Genomic DNA, 16,268 nt, shown 5'->3' with positions numbered 1-16,268 from the left:
CCCGAGAGCGGGGGGCTAATCCGATCACGGGTTTGCCCCGCCCGGAACGCATCCGGCGGGCCACAGCCCGCCGGACACTTGAGCCCGCCAAATACCTGAGGGGCTTTCCCCGGCTTATTTCTTGTCCTGATCCGGATCGACTTCTTCGAAGTCGGCGTCGACCACGTTCTCTTCGGGAGCCCCGTCACCCGCACCGGCGTCGCCTTCCGGCGCTGCGCCCGCGGCTTCGGCTTGGCTGTCCTTGTACATGGCTTCGCCCAACTTCATCGCCGCCTGCATCAAAGCATCGGTCTTGGCCTTAATGGCATCGGCGTCGGCGTTTTCATCTTCCAACACGCTCTTGGTGTCTTGGATGGCGGTTTCGATCGCGGTCTTGTCGTCGGCCGAAACCTTGTCGCCGTATTCCTTGACGTTCTTTTCGGTGTCGTGAACCAAGCTTTCGGCGTGGTTCTTGGCGTCCACCAGCGCGCGACGCTTCTTGTCTTCTTCGGCGTGCGCTTCGGCGTCCTTAACCATTTTTTCGATGTCCGCGTCGTCGAGGCCGCCGGACGCCTGGATGGAAACCTGCTGTTCCTTGCCGGTCGCCTTGTCCTTGGCCGACACGTTGACGATACCGTTGGCGTCGATGTCGAAGGTCACTTCGATTTGCGGCATGCCGCGCGGCGCCGGCGGAATGCCCACGAGGTCGAACTGGCCAAGCAACTTGTTGTCGGCGGCCATTTCGCGTTCGCCCTGGAACACCCGGATGGTGACGGCGTTTTGGTTATCCTCGGCGGTCGAGAACACCTGGGATTTGCGCGTCGGGATGGTGGTGTTGCGATCGATCAAGCGGGTGAACACGCCGCCCAGCGTTTCGATACCCAAAGACAGCGGGGTAACGTCGAGCAACAGCACGTCCTTGACTTCGCCCTTGAGCACGCCGCCTTGGATGGCCGCGCCGATGGCGACGACTTCGTCGGGGTTGACGCCCTTGTGCGGTTCGCGGCCAAAGATTTCCTTCACCACTTCCTGCACCTTGGGCATGCGGGTCATACCGCCGACCAAGATCACTTCGTCGATTTCCGATGCTTTCAAACCGGCGTCCTTGAGCGCGGCGTTGCACGGACCGACGGTGCGTTTGATCAGGTCGCCGACCAGGCTTTCCAGCTTGGCGCGGGTCATCTTGACGTTGAGGTGCTTGGGACCCGTCGCATCGGCGGTGATGAACGGCAGGTTGACGTCGGTCTGGGTCGAGCTGGACAGTTCGATCTTGGCTTTTTCCGCAGCTTCTTTGAGGCGCTGCAAGGCCAGACGGTCCTGACGCAGGTCGATGCCGTTTTCCTTTTTGAATTCGTCGGCGAGGTACTCAACGATGGTGTGGTCGAAATCTTCGCCACCCAGGAAGGTGTCGCCGTTGGTCGATTTCACTTCGAACACGCCGTCGCCGATTTCGAGGATGGAGATATCGAACGTACCGCCGCCCAAGTCATACACCGCGACCACGCCGCCTTCTTTTTTCTCGAGCCCGTAGGCGAGCGCGGCGGCGGTCGGTTCGTTGATGATGCGCAGCACTTCAAGGCCGGCGATCTTGCCGGCGTCCTTGGTGGCTTGGCGTTGGCTGTCGTTGAAGTAGGCCGGAACGGTGATGACCGCCTGGGTCACTTCGGTGCCGAGATAGCTTTCAGCGGTTTCTTTCATTTTTTGCAAAATGAAGGCGGAGACCTGAGAGGGACTGTACTTTTTGCCATGCGCCTCGACCCAAGCGTCGCCGTTGTCGCCTTCGACGATCTGGTAAGGAACAAGGTCTTTGTCTTTTTTGGTCATCGGATCGCTGTAACGACGGCCGATCAAGCGCTTGATGGCGAACAGCGTGTTTTCCGGGTTGGTGACCGCTTGGCGTTTAGCAGCCTGACCCACCAGACGTTCGCCGCTTTCGGTGAACGCAACCATCGACGGCGTGGTGCGCGCGCCTTCGGCGTTTTCGATAACCTTGGGGTCGGAACCATCCATCAAAGACAGGCACGAGTTCGTGGTGCCCAAATCAATGCCGATAACCTTGCTCATGTCTTTCATCTCCGTCTTAGGCGGACATCTGCGGCCTTGGCTTTCAAGCTCCGCGCATGTCCCCTCGGGTTTAACGAGGCTGGCGCCTCAAGTTGCGTTCATTAAATCTTGCAGTGCTCATTAAATTCGGCACCGGGTGGTATATAAGCCGGAGTTTTTCGCCGTGCAACGCTTGTCACACGGAAAAAATCGCTCCGAACCGTGGTGTCTTAAGTTTCTTGGTCGAGGTTCGTCCCGGGCTCGGCAGCGCTGGGCTCGTAGGCTTGCTGAGCGCCTTCCGCGGGTGCCGGAGCGTTTTCGTCGCCACCGTTGGCGACCTCGGCCGCGCTTGGACCGCCGGTTGAAACGATCACCTGCGCCGGACGCAGCAAGCGGTCTTGCAAGGTGAAGCCACCGCGCAGCACTTGCATCACGGTGCCTTTGGGGACCTCGGTGTTTTCCACTTGCTGAACCGCTTCGTGAACGTTGTGGTCGAACGGCTGACCTTCGGCCGCCACCGGCTTGATGCCGTAGCTTTCGAAAATGTTCAGCAGCTCCTTCATGGTCATGTCGATGCCGACGCACAGATTGTCGAGGTTTTTGTCCGCCTGACGGGCTTCGTCGGTCACCATCATCATGGCCATGCCCAGATTATCGGCGACGCGCACGATGTCGCGGGCGAAATTGGTCACGGCGTACTTGCTGGCGTCGGCCTTTTCCCGCGCGGCGATGCGGCGGGTGTTTTCCATCTCGGCCATGGTGCGCAGCAATTTGTCTTTCAGCTCCGCCACCTCGGCTGCGAGATCGGGAGTCTCCGGTTCCGGCGCGGGCGCGCCAGCCAGTTCGGCTTCGGCCTCGGCTTCCAGGGCCTCCGCTTCGGCTTCGCGAGCGGCATCGGCCATGGCGTCCTGTTCTGCCTGTGCGGCAGCCTCGGACGTTTCGGGTTGATCGTCAGCCTGGATTTCGTTCTCAGTGTTCATTGCGCACCTAAAGTCATGGTCTGGGGCCAATTGGCATCTGTGTTGGGGTGGTATTTAGCGTATTTGACGAATCAATCAACCCACCGCAGTGTGCGCCGGGCGCATTTATCCGATCAGACGGCCCACCAGCTTTGCGGTGTAGTCGACCATGGGGATGATGCGGGCGTAATTCATCCGCGTCGGGCCGATCACCCCGATGGTGCCGATGATGCGTTCTTTGGTGTCGCGGTAAGGGCCGACGATCAGCGAACAGCCGGACATGCCGAACAGGTTGTTTTCCGCGCCGATGAAGATTTGCACACCGTCGGCGGTGTCGGCGCGTTCGAGCAACCGGGCCATGGTTTCCTTGGTTTCCAGGGCCTCGAACAGCGCACGAATGTTTTCCAGATCCTTCATGGCGTCCATGTCTTCGAGCAGATTGGCCTGACCGCGCACGATCAGCGAGCCCCCGCGCGAACCTTGGCCTTCGTTGCCGGACCACACCGCCAAGCCTTCCTCCACCACCTTGGCGGTCAGCGCGTCGAGTTGCGCTTGGTGACTGTTCAGTTCGGTCTTGATCGCATCCAGCGCGTCTTCGAGGGTGCGCCCGACCAAGCGCGCCGACAAATAGTTGGTTGCTTCGACCAAAGCACTGGGTAGCACGGTCGGTGGAATTTCGATGATGCGGTTTTCCACCACGCCGTTTTCCGTCACCAACACCACCAGCGCCCGGCCGGGGCTGAGCGCGACGAATTCGATGTGTTTAAGCGGCGCTTGGCTTTTCGGTGCGACCACCAGACCGGTCAGGTGCGATAGCCCCGACAGGGCCTGGGTGGCGTTTTCCAGCAGGCCTTCGACCGAACGGCCCGAGGCCTTGCACTCGCCTTCGATGGATTGGCGTTCGGCCTTGGTCAGATTGCCGACTTCCAAAATGCCGTCGACGAACAGCTTCAAGCCCAGTTCGGTTGGCAACCGCCCGGCCGAGGTGTGGGGTGAAAACAGCAAACCCGCGTCTTCCAGGTCCGCCATGACGTTGCGGATGGTGGCGGGTGAAATGTCCAGGCCCGGCTGACGCGACAAGGTGCGCGAGCCCACCGGATCGCCGGTGGTCAAATAGGCGTCGACGATGCGACGAAAAATTTCCCGCGAACGCTCGTTCAGCTCGGTAATCATGTGCCGAAGGGCCCTTGTTGTTGTCCGTGACGAAGGTAGTCGCGCCCGCCATGTCCGTCAATTGCGCCCATGATGTGCGTTGGGCGCTTTACCTGACGCGCGCGGGCGGGTAGCTTGGCGCAACTTTTTAAAAAATTGAGGATAAACAGATGAGACCCAGTGGCCGCGCCCTTGACGTCATGCGCACCGTAAGCTTGGAAACCGGCTTTTCCAAACACGCCGAAGGATCGTGCCTGATCAAATTCGGCGACACCCACGTGTTGTGCGCCGCCACGCTGGAAGAGCGCGTGCCGCCGTGGATGCGCGGCCAGGGCAAGGGCTGGGTCACGGCCGAATACGGCATGCTGCCGCGCGCCACCAATTCACGCATGCAGCGCGAAGCCGCGCGCGGCAAGCAATCGGGCCGCACCCAGGAAATCCAGCGCCTGATCGGACGCTCGCTGCGCGCCGTCACCGACCTGGAAGCCATGGGCGAAATGCAGATCACGGTCGACTGCGACGTCATCCAGGCCGACGGCGGCACCCGCACGGCGTCGATCACCGGCGCGTATGTGGCGCTTTATCTGGCCTTTCGCGGCGCGGTCGAACGCGGCGTTTTGCCGTCCGTGCCGCTGATCGATCAGGTCGCGGCGATCAGCTGCGGTTTGTATAAAGAAAACGCGGTGCTCGACCTCGACTATCTGGAAGACAGCGCGGCGGAAGCCGACACCAACTTCGTGCTCACCGGCGCGGGCGGAATCGTCGAAATCCAAGGCACCGCCGAAGACTATCCGTTTTCCGAAGATCAATTCATGGAACTGATGCGTCTGGCCAAAAAGGGCGTCGGCGAGCTGGTGCAGCTGCAACGCCAAGCCCTCGATCTGGAGTAACGGCTCATGGCGCAGACGGCACCTCGTAAATTTGCAGGCGGCAAGCTGGTCATCGCCAGCCACAACCCCGGCAAGGTGCGCGAAATCGGCGAATTGCTGGCGCCGTTCGGCGCGGAGGTGGTTTCCGTGGGCGACCTGGGCCTCGATGAGCCGGTCGAGGACGGCACAACCTTCATCGCCAACGCCGAAATCAAGGCGCTGGCGGCGGCGAAAGCGTCCGGACACGTCGCGTTGGCCGATGATTCGGGGCTTTGCGTGCATGCGCTCGGGGGCGAACCCGGCGTCTATTCGGCGCGCTGGGCCGGACCGGACAAGGATTTTTCCGTCGCCATGCAAAAGGTCGAAGAGGCCCTGGTCGCCGCCGACACGGACGACCGCAGCGCATACTTCGCCTGCGCCTTAACCTTGGCGTGGCCAGATGGGCATGTGGAAAGCTTCGAGGGTCAGGTTCACGGAACCATGACGTGGCCGATGCGCGGCGAAAAAGGCTTCGGTTACGACCCAACCTTCGTGCCTGATGGCTATGAGACCACTTTCGCCGAGATGGAGCCGCAACAAAAACACGCCATGAGCCACCGCGCCAATGCGTTCAAAAAGCTCGTCGCGGCGTGCTTCGCGGCCGATTGATCCGCTGCATTTTATTGCGATTGCTGGATTTCCTGCACAGCCTGCACCACGCATTCGTCGATGTTGAAGGCGCGCGCGGGCCCCGGCAGGTAGGCTTTGTAGTTCCCGCCCAGTTGTGAAATGTCCTCTTCGATGGCCCTCAGGTCATCGGCGTCCATTTGCCGGTTTTTGACCATTTGCTTGGCGGCGTAACAGTCGGCTTGCTGCTCGCGGTCGGGGCCGTAGTTGCCCAGGGTGTGGCCCAACTGCTGATGGGCACATTCGTGCGCCAGCCAAAACCACCGCGTTGCAGGTTGAAACAGCTCCATCAACGTCGGATTGATCACGATGGTCCGCCGACCCGCGGAATCACGCCGTGCCACGGCGACGTTGGGCAACGTCTTATTGGCCAGGATCTGTACGTTCTCACCATTGGGCAGAATGCATGCATATGACGCGTCTTGCGCCCAGGCGCGCGTCACGCTCCCCACCATGGTCGTCACGGCCAGGGCCAAGACCGCCAAAAGCACCGAAATTCCTTTGATCATCATCATCCTTTCACTAAATCGCCTTAAGGGATTGACCGTTGAGGACCAATACATGAACGTAAGACGCTCCAACCCCGCACTTTGTGCCAAACAGCGGACTCTATGAATGGCCACAGACCGCCCGCACCGCCCCGACGTGAACGCGCCGCTTGCCTTGTATGTGCATTGGCCATGGTGTTTGTCGAAATGTCCGTATTGCGATTTCAATTCACGCCCGCTGGTCCCGGGTGAGCGCGATCAAATCGACTATCGCGGCGCAATTTTGCGGGAACTGGAACATTACGCACAGCAAACGAATTCGCGCCCACTGAGCAGTATCTTTTTCGGCGGCGGCACGCCGAGCCTCATCGCACCCGCTACCATCCATGCCATCATTGACGCCGCTCAACGCCATTGGAGCCTTCAATCTGATTGCGAAATAACCCTGGAAGCCAACCCCACCTCGATCGAGGCGGCGAAGTTCCGCGCCTTTCAAGATGCCGGTGTGAATCGCGTTTCAATCGGTGTCCAGGCTTTGAATGATGAAGATTTACAAGCCCTTGGCCGTGAGCATTCGGTCGATGAAGCGTTGCGCGCCTTGGACATCGCCAGCGCCATCTTCAATCGTTACACATTCGATCTTATTTACGCCCGTCCCGGTCAGGGCCAAGGCGATTGGGCCGATGAATTGGAACAAGCCCTCAGCCTCGCCAACGGACACGTTTCGCTTTACCAACTGACCATCGAGCCGGGCACCGCATTTTTCCGCCAAAACCGGGTGGAAGCCGAAGAAGACCTCGCCGCCGACCTTTACCAAATGACCCAAGAAATGTGCGAGGACGCCGGACTGCCGGCCTACGAAGTGTCCAACCACGCCAAACCCGGCCTTGAGAGCCGCCACAACCTCACCTACTGGACCGGCGGCGATTACATCGGTGTCGGTCCCGGCGCGCACGGCCGCCTGACGGCGCAACCCGACGGTGCGACGGGCATGACCGTAACCCGCGCCACACATCAAATCGCCGATCCGGCCCGGTGGCTGGAGTCGGTGAGCAAAAAAGGCCACGCCACCGCAAAAGTCCGCGAACTCAGTCGTCATGAGCGCCTGGAAGAGCTGGTGTTGTCGGGATTGCGGTTGCGCGACGGCCTCGACGCGGCGCGCTTTGTGGCGCAGTGCGGCCAAGATCTGGCGACGGCACTCAATGCCGAGGCGCTGTCGGATCTGCAGCAGGCCGAACTGATCGAAGTCGATACGCGCGGCGTGCGAACCACCGCGCAAGGAAGGCTGATACTCAACGCCATCATCGCGCGGCTGTTGGACGAGCCGCCGCTGGTCACCGCACCCGCTTAAGTCCTCAATTCTCGTCTAAGTTCGGCAATCAGGGAAAGGCCTTGGGCGCCGGATCGACAATGCTGGCGTCCTTGCGCTCCACCTGCATCACCGCAAGCCCGCGTTCCGCCGCGCCCGCGGGCGTAAATCGGAAGATCCCGTCACGCCCTGCGAAACCGCCTGCCTGGGCCAGAACCTCGACGCCATAAGGCTGCGCCACCTGTTGCGCGCCCAGCACGACAGCCAGCGCGGTGGCGTCATAGGCCAGCGTCGCTAGGCGATGCGGGCGGTTGCCATAGGCCGTCAGGTATTTGTCGGAAAACGCCCGCCGAGCGCTGGGATCCGGGGCCGCGAACCAACCGCCGACCAGCGCCGGTTCCGCGCCGAGACCGGCCTCGTCCCACTGTCCGGTGCCGAGAATTTTGACCTTTTTCGGATCAACGTCGTAAAACGGCAGCAACGCCGCCACCGCAATCAGGCGCTTGCCGCCATCGGCCAGTAACAGCGCGTCGAACGGCACTTCGCCCAGGGTCTGCAAATTTTCCAGCCGCTTCAACGCCAGCAACGACACCTCGTCGCCGCGCTCCTCAAGGATGCGCCGCTGATCGAGCAGCGCTGCACGGCGTTCGTCGAAGTGGGCGATGCGTTTGACCGGTTCGGAAAAGTCGCTGACTTGGGGCGGGTAAAATTCGCTTTGCACCACGAAGCCGCCCGCCTGCCACACCGCGGCGTTGTACGCCGCCGACACCGCATCGCCGTAAGCGCCCTCGGGCGCCAACAAAGCGAAGCGCTGCGCGCCTTTGCTGGCGGCGAAATCGACCACCCGCTTGACCTCGTCGCCGGGAAAAAAGCCCATGGTGTACACGCCTTCGCCCGCAACGGTGCGGTCGGACGAAAACGCCACCACCGGCACGCTGGCGGCGCGGGCCTGATCGGCCACCGCGCGCACCGAGGTCGACAGCAACGGCCCGATGATCAGTTGCGCGCCATCGCCGATCGCCAGGCGGGCGGCTTCCGCCGCACCTTCGGGGGTGCCTTGGGTGTCGTGCACCAAAAGTTCGAAATCGTTTCCGGAAAATTCGAACAGCGCCATTTGCGCCGCGTTCAGCATCGCCGAGCCGACCCGCTGATTGGCCCCCGACAATGGCAGCAAGATCGCCACGCGCAGACCGCGCGCACCGGGCAGCGATGGCGGTTCGGCCATTTCACCGCCCACGCCGCCTTGGGTCGTGGCTTGGGGAATGCGCCCGATCAAATCGTCCAGGGATGGCAGCAACGGCGGGCGCGGCAGCGGCGCATCGGCCGGACGGTTGACCACTTGCGGACCGACGCCGGCCGACGCCGCATGCGACGTGTGGTCCGGTTGTTGCCCAGGTGTCTTGGCTGTTTGCTGGGTTTGCGGCGGTACGGCCAGCTTCGGCTTGGTTCCAAAGCCCGCCTGTTCGCAACCCGCCAGCGCCACGCTTACACAAGCGATGACGATGCCCGCGCGAAAGCGCCGCCAGTTGGATTTATAGGTCACGTTGCGCATGTGCGGCCTGGAGCCTCCCGGAAAAACTGCTACTCTTTCATCCGGTGTCATCGTGACCCGTGAAAGCGGCTAAATTTTGGTGAAGGGTAGCGGGCAGAGCTCAATGAGTAAACCGTCTGATCACACAAAATCATCCCCTTCCCAATCGGCCAAGGTGCGCGCGCAAAAACGTGGCCGGTGGGCGGAAGCCTTGACCGCGCTGGTCCTGCGTCTCAGCGGACATCGCATACTGGCGCGCAACTTCAAGACCCAGGTCGGCGAGATCGATGTGATCGCCAAACGCGGATCGGTGCTTTGCTTCATCGAGGTCAAGGCGCGCGCCGATGCCGCCCAAGCCGCCGCCGCGATCGGTGCGCGCCAACGCCAACGCATTCAACGGGCTGCGGAGCTGTATCTGTGCCAAAATCCGGCGTTTCAGACCTGCGATGTGCGTTTCGATGTGGCGTTGGTAACGGGCCCGTTGCACCTGACCCTGGTGCGCGATGCCTGGCGGCCCGGTTGATCCGCAAACCACGCTTTGTTAACCATCGCCTTGTAGACTGAGCGCCCGTTTTAGGACTTGAGTGAGTACATACGATGACCCTTCCCTCGAACCCCCGCACAGCTTTGAGCGCACTCGCGATCGGTTGTGCGCTGCTCGTCACCGCCTGCACCCCCGTCGGCGCAGTGTTGGGTGTCGGCGCGGGCACCGGCATCGCTGCGTATCAAGAACGTGGCGTCGACGGCGTCGCCCGCGACATCGGTCTGTCCAGCCGCATCCTCGACCAGTATGCGCGCAACGACCACACCCTGCTCGCCCACGTCGGGGTCGAGGTCTACGAAAGCCGTGCGCTTTTGACCGGTCAGGTAAAAACCGAGGACGAGCGGGCCAAAGCGGTGCGCCTGGCGTGGAAGGTCGATGGCATCACCGACGTGATCAACGAAATTCACGTCACCACCGACGGCGGCATCATCGACACCGCCCGCGACAGTTGGATTTCCGCCCAATTGGAAGCCAAGCTGACGTTCGATGAAAAAATTCTCGCCATCAATTACGCCATCGAAACCGTCGGCGGCACGGTATATCTGATCGGCATCGCGCAAAGCGCGGACGAGTTGGAGCGGGTTAAAAATCACGCCCGCGCGATCGAATACGTGCGCCACATCGTCAGCCACGTGCGCATCAAGGCACCGGATCCGGCCGCCAACCCACCGGCCACTACGCAAGGAAGCTAACCCATGAGCGCGGAGGTTCAGGCCAACGCCGAAGACGCTCTGCGCACCATCGGCGTGCTTGACGCCGACGCCATCGATCCCATCGACGGCGCGCTGTGGCTGGCCAAATGGGCCGAGCCATCGCTGAACCTCGACCCCTATCGCCGTCATATCGACACCCTGGTCAGCGATGCGCGCGCCTATCTCGCCGACGACCGGCGCGACGATGCGCTGGCGCTGGAAGCCGCGCGGCAAATTCTCGACCGCCGCTATGGCTACCGTGGTGCGCAAAGCTCAAGTCAGCGCAACGATGAAGCCAACATCACCCGCACCATCGATCGCCGCCGCGGCAACGCGACGGTTTTGGCGTTGATGTATCGCCACGTGCTGCGTGCCTTAGAGCGCGAGGTCGTGATGATCGATTTTGCGCCGCGTACCCTTGTCGGCGTTTTCACGGGCGGCACACGCACCTTGATCGATCCCTTCGACGGCGGGCGCATCGTTCATGCCCGCGAATTGCGGCGATTGTTGAAAGCGCACCAAGGCGAAAGCGGCGAATTGACGCCCCGACACCTGGTGCCGATGACCCCGCGCCAAGCCCTGCTCAGCTTACAAACCGACATCAAGGTGCATCATCTGCTGCACGCCGCGCCCGAAGCGGCGCTGATGGCGGTACAGGCGGCGGTGCTGATCGCACCGGACGAGGCTTATCTATGGCGCGAACTGGCGTTGCTGCACGAACGGCTCGACCAACTGCTCGACGCCACCCGCGCGTTGGAGCGCTTTTTACAATTGCCGGGAGGCGCCGCGCACCGCTATACAGCTTCTCAGATGTTGCAGACTTTGCGCCGCCGCATCGAAAGCAACCGCACCCCATAGCGTCCCTGCCGAGGAACCTTACCGATGACCCTCAAAGTCGCCCTGCAAATGGACCCGATCACCGGTGTCGATATCGACGCCGACAGCACCTTCGTCATCGGTTTGGAAGCGCAAAACCGCGGCCATGAGCTGTTTTATTATCATCCCGACGACCTGCTTTATGAAGACGGCCGCGTGATGGCTCACGCCCAGCGGCTGGAGTTGCGCCGCGAGCTGGGCAACCACTGCACGCTCGGCACGCCCGAACTGGTCGATCTTTCAACCATGGACGTGGTGTGGTTGCGCCAAGACCCGCCGTTCGACATGGCCTATCTGACCACCACCTATCTGTTGGACATGCTGCCCGACAGCACCTTGGTGGTGAACAACCCTACCCAAGTGCGCGCCAATCCCGAAAAGCTCTACATCGCCCGCTTTCCCGATCTGGTGCCGCCCACCTTGGTGACGCGCAACGTCGCCCATATCAAGGCGTTTCGCGAAAAGCACAGCGACATCATCGTCAAACCGCTGTACGGCAACGGCGGCGCAGGGGTGTTTCACGTCAAACCCGACGACGAAAACCTCGGCTCGTTGCTGGAAATGTTTTTGAACGGCTCGCGCGAGCCCATCGTGGTGCAGGCGTATCTCAAAGACGTGCGCCAAGGTGACAAGCGCATCATCTTGATCGACGGCGAACCGGTCGGTGCGATCAACCGCATTCCCCCCGAAGGTGAGGCGCGTTCCAACATGCACGCCGGGGGCACGCCGGAACCGTGCAAACTGAACGAACGCGATTTGGAAATTTGCGCCGCCATTGGCGGCGATCTGAAAGCCCGTGGCTTGATATTCGCCGGCATCGATGTGATCGGCAATTATCTTACCGAAATCAACGTCACCTCGCCCACCGGCTTGCAGGAAATCCGCCGTTTCGACGGGGTCGCACTGGAACAAAAGATCTGGGATGCGATCGAAGCGAAGCTCGCCGTTTAGAGCAAGTTCGCAAGACTGACTTTCCAAGTTCCCTCGCCGCCGATCAGCACATACAGAAAATCGAAAGCGGCGAAAGGTTGATCGGTGGCGCCGTACAGATCCCAATGCACCGACACCACCCGATGATCCGTGCCGTGGTGCTGATCATTGAGGATGGTGGGCACGGCGCGGGTCAAACCGTTTTCCTGCAGCATGGCGAGAAAGCCCGTGACGTGCTGGCGTAAATCGTCGGCATCGCAAATGAGATCCGTGCCGCTTTCATTGCTCAGCATGCAAGGATAGGCGAAATGCCTTTCGATCAGCGCGAAATTTTGGTCGATATAACCACGCGCATAGGTGTTGAAGAACTCCAGCATGCCTACATTTTAGCGATTGTGCGATCGCTTGCCCATGGCAAATTTGTCGGGCACACTGATAAAATAGGCGCGAAGGTATACCATGAGCACCGAGTTTTTCTTGACCTCTCTGATCGTCGTTTTGATGCCCGGCACCGGGGTCATTTACACCCTGTCCCATGGTCTGGGCGGTGGCGCCCGTGCAGCATTGGCCGCGACGGTGGGCTGCACCCTTGGCATCGTTCCGCATATGGCGGCCAGCATCTTCGGCCTCGCCGCCGTGCTGCATGCCAGCGCGATGGCGTTTCAAGCGATCAAATTCGCCGGTGTGGCCTATCTGATCTATCTGGCTTGGACGACACTTAAAGACGATGGCACACTTTCCGTCACGGAAAATCGTCGTCATCTCAGCACACGGAAAATCGCTCTGCATGGTTTTCTTATCAACATCCTGAACCCCAAGCTGTCGATCTTCTTCCTGGCGTTTTTGCCTCAATTCGTGCCTGCGGATAACCCTGCGCCGTTGATTCACATGATGGTGTTGAGCGCCATGTTCATGGCGTTGACGGCGGTGGTGTTTGCCGGGTACGGCTTTGGGGCGGCGTTCATGCGCGATGCGGTGATTTCGCGCCCCCGGGTGATGGCCTGGTTTCGTCGACTTTTCGCCGGGACGTTTGCGCTGTTGGGACTGAGACTGGCGTTCGCGGAACGCTGACGTCTGGCGTTGTCCGTACGGCAACGGTTTTAAAGACATCTGACTTAATCGATGATGCATTGCGCATGTGGAGCGATTATCATTCATTCGTGCTCGGCTGAGGCTTTGCGATGATCATCAGTCTCACGCCCTCACACCTTGATCCTTGACCGTTTGATTTTCAGATCATGCACCCAAAAATTATCACCACGCTGGCGACCTATTCGCGGTCGCTCTTTTTAGCGGATCTCATCGCGGGCGTGACCGTCGCCATGGTGGCGTTGCCGCTTAGCCTTGCTATTGCCATTGCATCGGGTGCCGAACCGATCAAGGGTTTGGTGACCGCCATCGTCGCCGGTTTTTTGATTTCGCTGTTGGGCGGCAGCCGCGTGCAAATCGGTGGGCCGACCGGCGCTTTTATCGTCGTGGTGTTCGCCGTCATCGCAGAACACGGTTATGACGGATTGGTCCTGGCGACGTTTATGGCTGGTATTATACTCGTCATCGCCGGTCTTTTGCGCGTCGGCAATCTGGTCAGTTACGTACCCGAAGCGGTGGTCAACGGGTTTACCATCGGTATCGGCATTATCATCGCGACCAGCCAGCTCAAGGATTTGTTTGGCCTTTCGGTGGATACAGTTCCCGCCGATTTCGTCGAGAAACTTCCGGTGCTTTGGCAGGCGCGCGACACCTTTAACCTGTCGGCGTTGGGCGTTGGCGTTTTGACCATGGGCCTGATCGTGGTGTTGCGCCGCGTGGCACCGCGCTTGCCGGGATTGATTGTCGCGATGGCGTGCACGGCGGCCCTGGTCGCCTACGGGTCACTTCCGGTCGACACCATCGCTTCACGTTTCGGCGCGCTGCCGGATCATTTGCCGATGCCTGAACTGCCCGCTTTTTCGCTAGACCGCATTGTCGAACTGTTGCCGTCGGCGCTGATCATCGCGTTTCTGGCCGGGGTTGAATCGTTGCTGTCGGCGATGGTCGCCGATCGCATGGTGAACGGCCGCCATCGTTCCAACGCCGAGGTTTTGGCACAGGGCTGGGCCAACATCGGATCGGCCCTGTTCGGCGGTATGCCCGCGACCGGCGCCATCGCGCGCACCGCGACCAACGTGCGCGCGGGCGGTAAAACCCCGGTGGCAGGCCTCGTTCATGCGGTGATGATTTTGGCGGTGATGATGAGCTTTGCCGAAGCGGCCGGGTATCTGCCCATGCCCGCCCTGGCCGGGTTGTTGATGCTGACCGCCTGGAACATGAGCGAGCCGCACAAATGGCGCAGCTATATGTCGAGCCCCCTATCGGACAGGATTTTGATGCTGCTGACCTTGTTTTTGACCGTTTTGACCGACCTGACCCTGGCCATCGGCGTCGGTGTGGCCATCGGTTTGGCGCTACGCCTGCGCCGTCGCCACGTGCCGCCGGCCGAATGGGAAACGCCCGAGCGCTAATCCTCACAAAACCCTTGCATGGCCATCGCGGCGATCTACACTCAAACGAAGCATCGGAGTGGAGATAGCCGCGTATGGTTGCACGCATCAATACCGTCGCCTTTCAGGGCATCGAGGTTTTGCCGGTCGACGTTCAAGTGCACATTGCGCAAGGTCTACCGTCGTTTACCGTCGTCGGCCTGCCCAACAAGGCGGTCAGCGAGGCACGCGAACGGGTGCGCGCCGCCCTGTCGGCGTTGGGGTTGGCGTTGCCGCCCAAACGCATCACCGTCAACCTGTCACCCGCTGATGCCCTAAAGGAAGGGTCGCATTTCGACCTGCCGATCGCGCTAGGTCTGCTCACCGCGATGGACGTTTTGCCTGCGGATCAAATGGACGGGTTTGTCGCCCTAGGCGAACTGGCGCTCGACGGTACGCTCACGCGGGTTTCCGGCGTGTTGCCCAGCGCTATTTTTGCAAACGCCCAAGGTCTTGGACTGATTTGCCCGCCTGCGCAAGGTGGTGAAGCCGTTTGGGCGGGCGATCTGGACGTGCTCGCGCCCCGGTCGCTCATTGATTTGGTCAATCATTTCAAAGGATCACAAGTCTTAAGTCGTCCGAATGCGCTTATTTCCACTACCCATTTGGAAGCCCTACCAGTCCTAGACCTAGTAGATATAAAAGGCCAGGAATCAGCCAAGCGGGCGCTGGAAATCGCCGCGGCAGGCGGCCACAACCTGCTCATGAGCGGGCCGCCCGGCGCCGGCAAATCCTTGCTCGCCAGACGCCTTCCGGGGCTGTTACCCGACCTGTCCCCTGAGGAAGCACTGGATGTATCGATGATTCATTCGCTAGCCGGAACATTGCCCGAAGGCGGCCTGATGCGCACCCGGCCGTTTCGCGACCCGCATCATTCGGCATCACAGGCCGCATTGGTCGGTGGTGGCATACAGGTGCGTCCCGGTGAAATTTCGTTGGCTCATTTGGGTGTGTTGTTTTTGGATGAATTGCCTGAATTTCAACGCCCTGCGCTGGAAGCCCTGCGCCAACCGATCGAATCCGGCGTGGCCGTAATCGCCCGTGCCAGCGCTCATGTTTCGTATCCGGCACGATTTCAACTGGTCGCCGCCATGAACCCATGCCGGTGCGGTTACCTCGACGATCCCGGGCAGGCTTGCTCGCGCGCGCCCAAATGCGCGGAAGATTACCAAAACCGCTTGTCCGGGCCGCTTTTGGATCGCATCGACCTGCATGTCGAGGTGCCGATGGTTGCGGCGGTCGATTTGGCTTTGCCGCCGCCGTGTGAAACGTCCAAGCAGGTGCGTCAACGTGTCGCCGAAGCCCGCAGGCGTCAAATCGAGCGTTTCGATGCCTTGGGCGCCGAAGCACGCACCAACGCCGAAGCGGAAGGCCAAGTGCTCGAAAGCATTGCGCAACTGGACGGTGCGGCTAAGGACCTGCTGACGGACGCGGCCGGACGCATGCGCCTCAGTGCACGCGGTTATCACCGCATCATAAAAGTCGCACGCACGATTGCCGATTTGGACGCCAAGCCGATGGTTTTAAAACTGCACCTCGCCGAAGCGCTGTCCTATCGTCGGCGCATTCCGGGCCATTCGAACATCACAGGCGGGGCATAATGAACCATCCAACGGGTTGTGCAGCGCCCATGATCCATTGAATCTGGAATCATTATACAATTATTAAGACTAGTCTAATCTTGCTATTTCCGAAGAAATAGTGTACATAT

Annotated in this window: 16 protein-coding genes; 10 read left to right on the top strand and 6 right to left on the bottom strand. The window is 60.7% G+C overall.

Translation table 11 applies throughout. The features are described 5' to 3' along the window. Positions 1 to 114: 114 nt before the first annotated feature. The 3 genes from dnaK to hrcA form a co-directional block, all read right to left on the bottom strand. A complete protein-coding gene (gene dnaK / locus VIN96_RS01185; RefSeq protein ID WP_331893585.1) occupies positions 115 to 2,043 on the bottom strand; it encodes a molecular chaperone DnaK in 1,929 nt (642 codons plus the stop codon). A 209-nt stretch (positions 2,044 to 2,252) separates the two neighbouring features. Then, a complete protein-coding gene (locus VIN96_RS01180) occupies positions 2,253 to 3,002 on the bottom strand; it encodes a nucleotide exchange factor GrpE (protein ID WP_331893584.1) in 750 nt (249 codons plus the stop codon). A 105-nt stretch (positions 3,003 to 3,107) separates the two neighbouring features. Further along, entirely contained in the window at positions 3,108 to 4,154 is a 1,047-nt protein-coding gene (gene hrcA / locus VIN96_RS01175) for a heat-inducible transcriptional repressor HrcA (protein ID WP_331893583.1), read from the bottom strand. 149 nt (positions 4,155 to 4,303) lie between these two features. On the opposite strand from hrcA, the gene rph reads away from it, so the two are divergent. Both rph and rdgB read left to right on the top strand, forming a co-directional pair. After that, a complete protein-coding gene (rph, locus tag VIN96_RS01170; RefSeq protein WP_331893582.1) occupies positions 4,304 to 5,023 on the top strand; it encodes a ribonuclease PH in 720 nt (239 codons plus the stop codon). A gap of 6 nt (positions 5,024 to 5,029) precedes the next feature. Beyond that, positions 5,030 to 5,650, top strand: coding sequence for an RdgB/HAM1 family non-canonical purine NTP pyrophosphatase (gene rdgB / locus VIN96_RS01165; protein ID WP_331893581.1), 621 nt, complete (start codon positions 5,030 to 5,032; stop codon positions 5,648 to 5,650). Positions 5,651 to 5,661: 11 nt separating this feature from the next. Here the strand turns inward: rdgB and VIN96_RS01160 are convergent, their stop codons facing one another. Next, positions 5,662 to 6,183: a hypothetical protein gene (locus VIN96_RS01160; RefSeq protein WP_331893580.1), complete on the bottom strand. Its 522-nt coding sequence runs from the start codon at positions 6,181 to 6,183 to the stop codon at positions 5,662 to 5,664. Positions 6,184 to 6,283: 100 nt separating this feature from the next. Here VIN96_RS01160 and hemW point away from each other — a divergent pair, with 100 nt between their 5' ends. Then, entirely contained in the window at positions 6,284 to 7,507 is a 1,224-nt protein-coding gene (gene hemW, locus VIN96_RS01155) for a radical SAM family heme chaperone HemW (RefSeq protein ID WP_331893579.1), read from the top strand. Between the two features lie 28 nt (positions 7,508 to 7,535). Here hemW and VIN96_RS01150 read toward each other — a convergent pair whose 3' ends face one another. After that, positions 7,536 to 9,017 carry a penicillin-binding protein activator gene (locus VIN96_RS01150; protein ID WP_331893578.1) on the bottom strand — a complete coding sequence of 494 codons (1,482 nt, stop codon included), beginning with the start codon at positions 9,015 to 9,017 and terminating at the stop codon, positions 7,536 to 7,538. Positions 9,018 to 9,120: 103 nt separating this feature from the next. Here VIN96_RS01150 and VIN96_RS01145 point away from each other — a divergent pair, with 103 nt between their 5' ends. From VIN96_RS01145 to gshB, 4 genes are all read left to right on the top strand, one after another. Next, a complete protein-coding gene (locus VIN96_RS01145; RefSeq protein WP_331893577.1) occupies positions 9,121 to 9,519 on the top strand; it encodes a YraN family protein in 399 nt (132 codons plus the stop codon). Between the two features lie 74 nt (positions 9,520 to 9,593). Further along, on the top strand, positions 9,594 to 10,232 hold the full coding sequence (locus tag VIN96_RS01140; RefSeq protein WP_331893576.1) for a BON domain-containing protein: 639 nt from the start codon (positions 9,594 to 9,596) through the stop codon (positions 10,230 to 10,232). Between the two features lie 3 nt (positions 10,233 to 10,235). Further along, positions 10,236 to 11,090, top strand: coding sequence for a tetratricopeptide repeat protein (locus VIN96_RS01135; RefSeq protein ID WP_331893575.1), 855 nt, complete (start codon positions 10,236 to 10,238; stop codon positions 11,088 to 11,090). A gap of 24 nt (positions 11,091 to 11,114) precedes the next feature. After that, on the top strand, positions 11,115 to 12,059 hold the full coding sequence (gshB, locus tag VIN96_RS01130) for a glutathione synthase (RefSeq protein WP_331893574.1): 945 nt from the start codon (positions 11,115 to 11,117) through the stop codon (positions 12,057 to 12,059). On the opposite strand, the gene VIN96_RS01125 is transcribed toward gshB, so the two are convergent. Then, a complete protein-coding gene (locus VIN96_RS01125) occupies positions 12,056 to 12,415 on the bottom strand; it encodes a hypothetical protein (protein ID WP_331893573.1) in 360 nt (119 codons plus the stop codon). The genes gshB and VIN96_RS01125 overlap by 4 nt on opposite strands. 82 nt (positions 12,416 to 12,497) lie before the next feature. Between VIN96_RS01125 and VIN96_RS01120 the strand changes: the two genes are divergently transcribed. The 3 genes from VIN96_RS01120 to VIN96_RS01110 all read left to right on the top strand — a co-directional run bounded on the left by VIN96_RS01120 (position 12,498) and on the right by VIN96_RS01110 (position 16,158). Then, on the top strand, positions 12,498 to 13,109 hold the full coding sequence (locus VIN96_RS01120; RefSeq protein WP_331893572.1) for a LysE family translocator: 612 nt from the start codon (positions 12,498 to 12,500) through the stop codon (positions 13,107 to 13,109). 167 nt (positions 13,110 to 13,276) lie between these two features. After that, entirely contained in the window at positions 13,277 to 14,539 is a 1,263-nt protein-coding gene (locus VIN96_RS01115) for a SulP family inorganic anion transporter (protein WP_331893571.1), read from the top strand. Between the two features lie 74 nt (positions 14,540 to 14,613). After that, the gene (locus VIN96_RS01110) at positions 14,614 to 16,158 is read left to right on the top strand and encodes a YifB family Mg chelatase-like AAA ATPase (protein ID WP_331893570.1); all 1,545 of its coding nucleotides are present in this window, start codon (positions 14,614 to 14,616) and stop codon (positions 16,156 to 16,158) included. Positions 16,159 to 16,268 lie beyond the last annotated feature (110 nt).

The organism is Magnetovibrio sp., from assembly GCF_036568125.1.
In the GTDB taxonomy this organism is placed as follows: Bacteria; Pseudomonadota; Alphaproteobacteria; order Rhodospirillales; family Magnetovibrionaceae; genus Magnetovibrio.
Note: the sequence above shows the minus strand (reverse complement) of the source record. Positions and strands in the feature narration are given on the sequence as shown.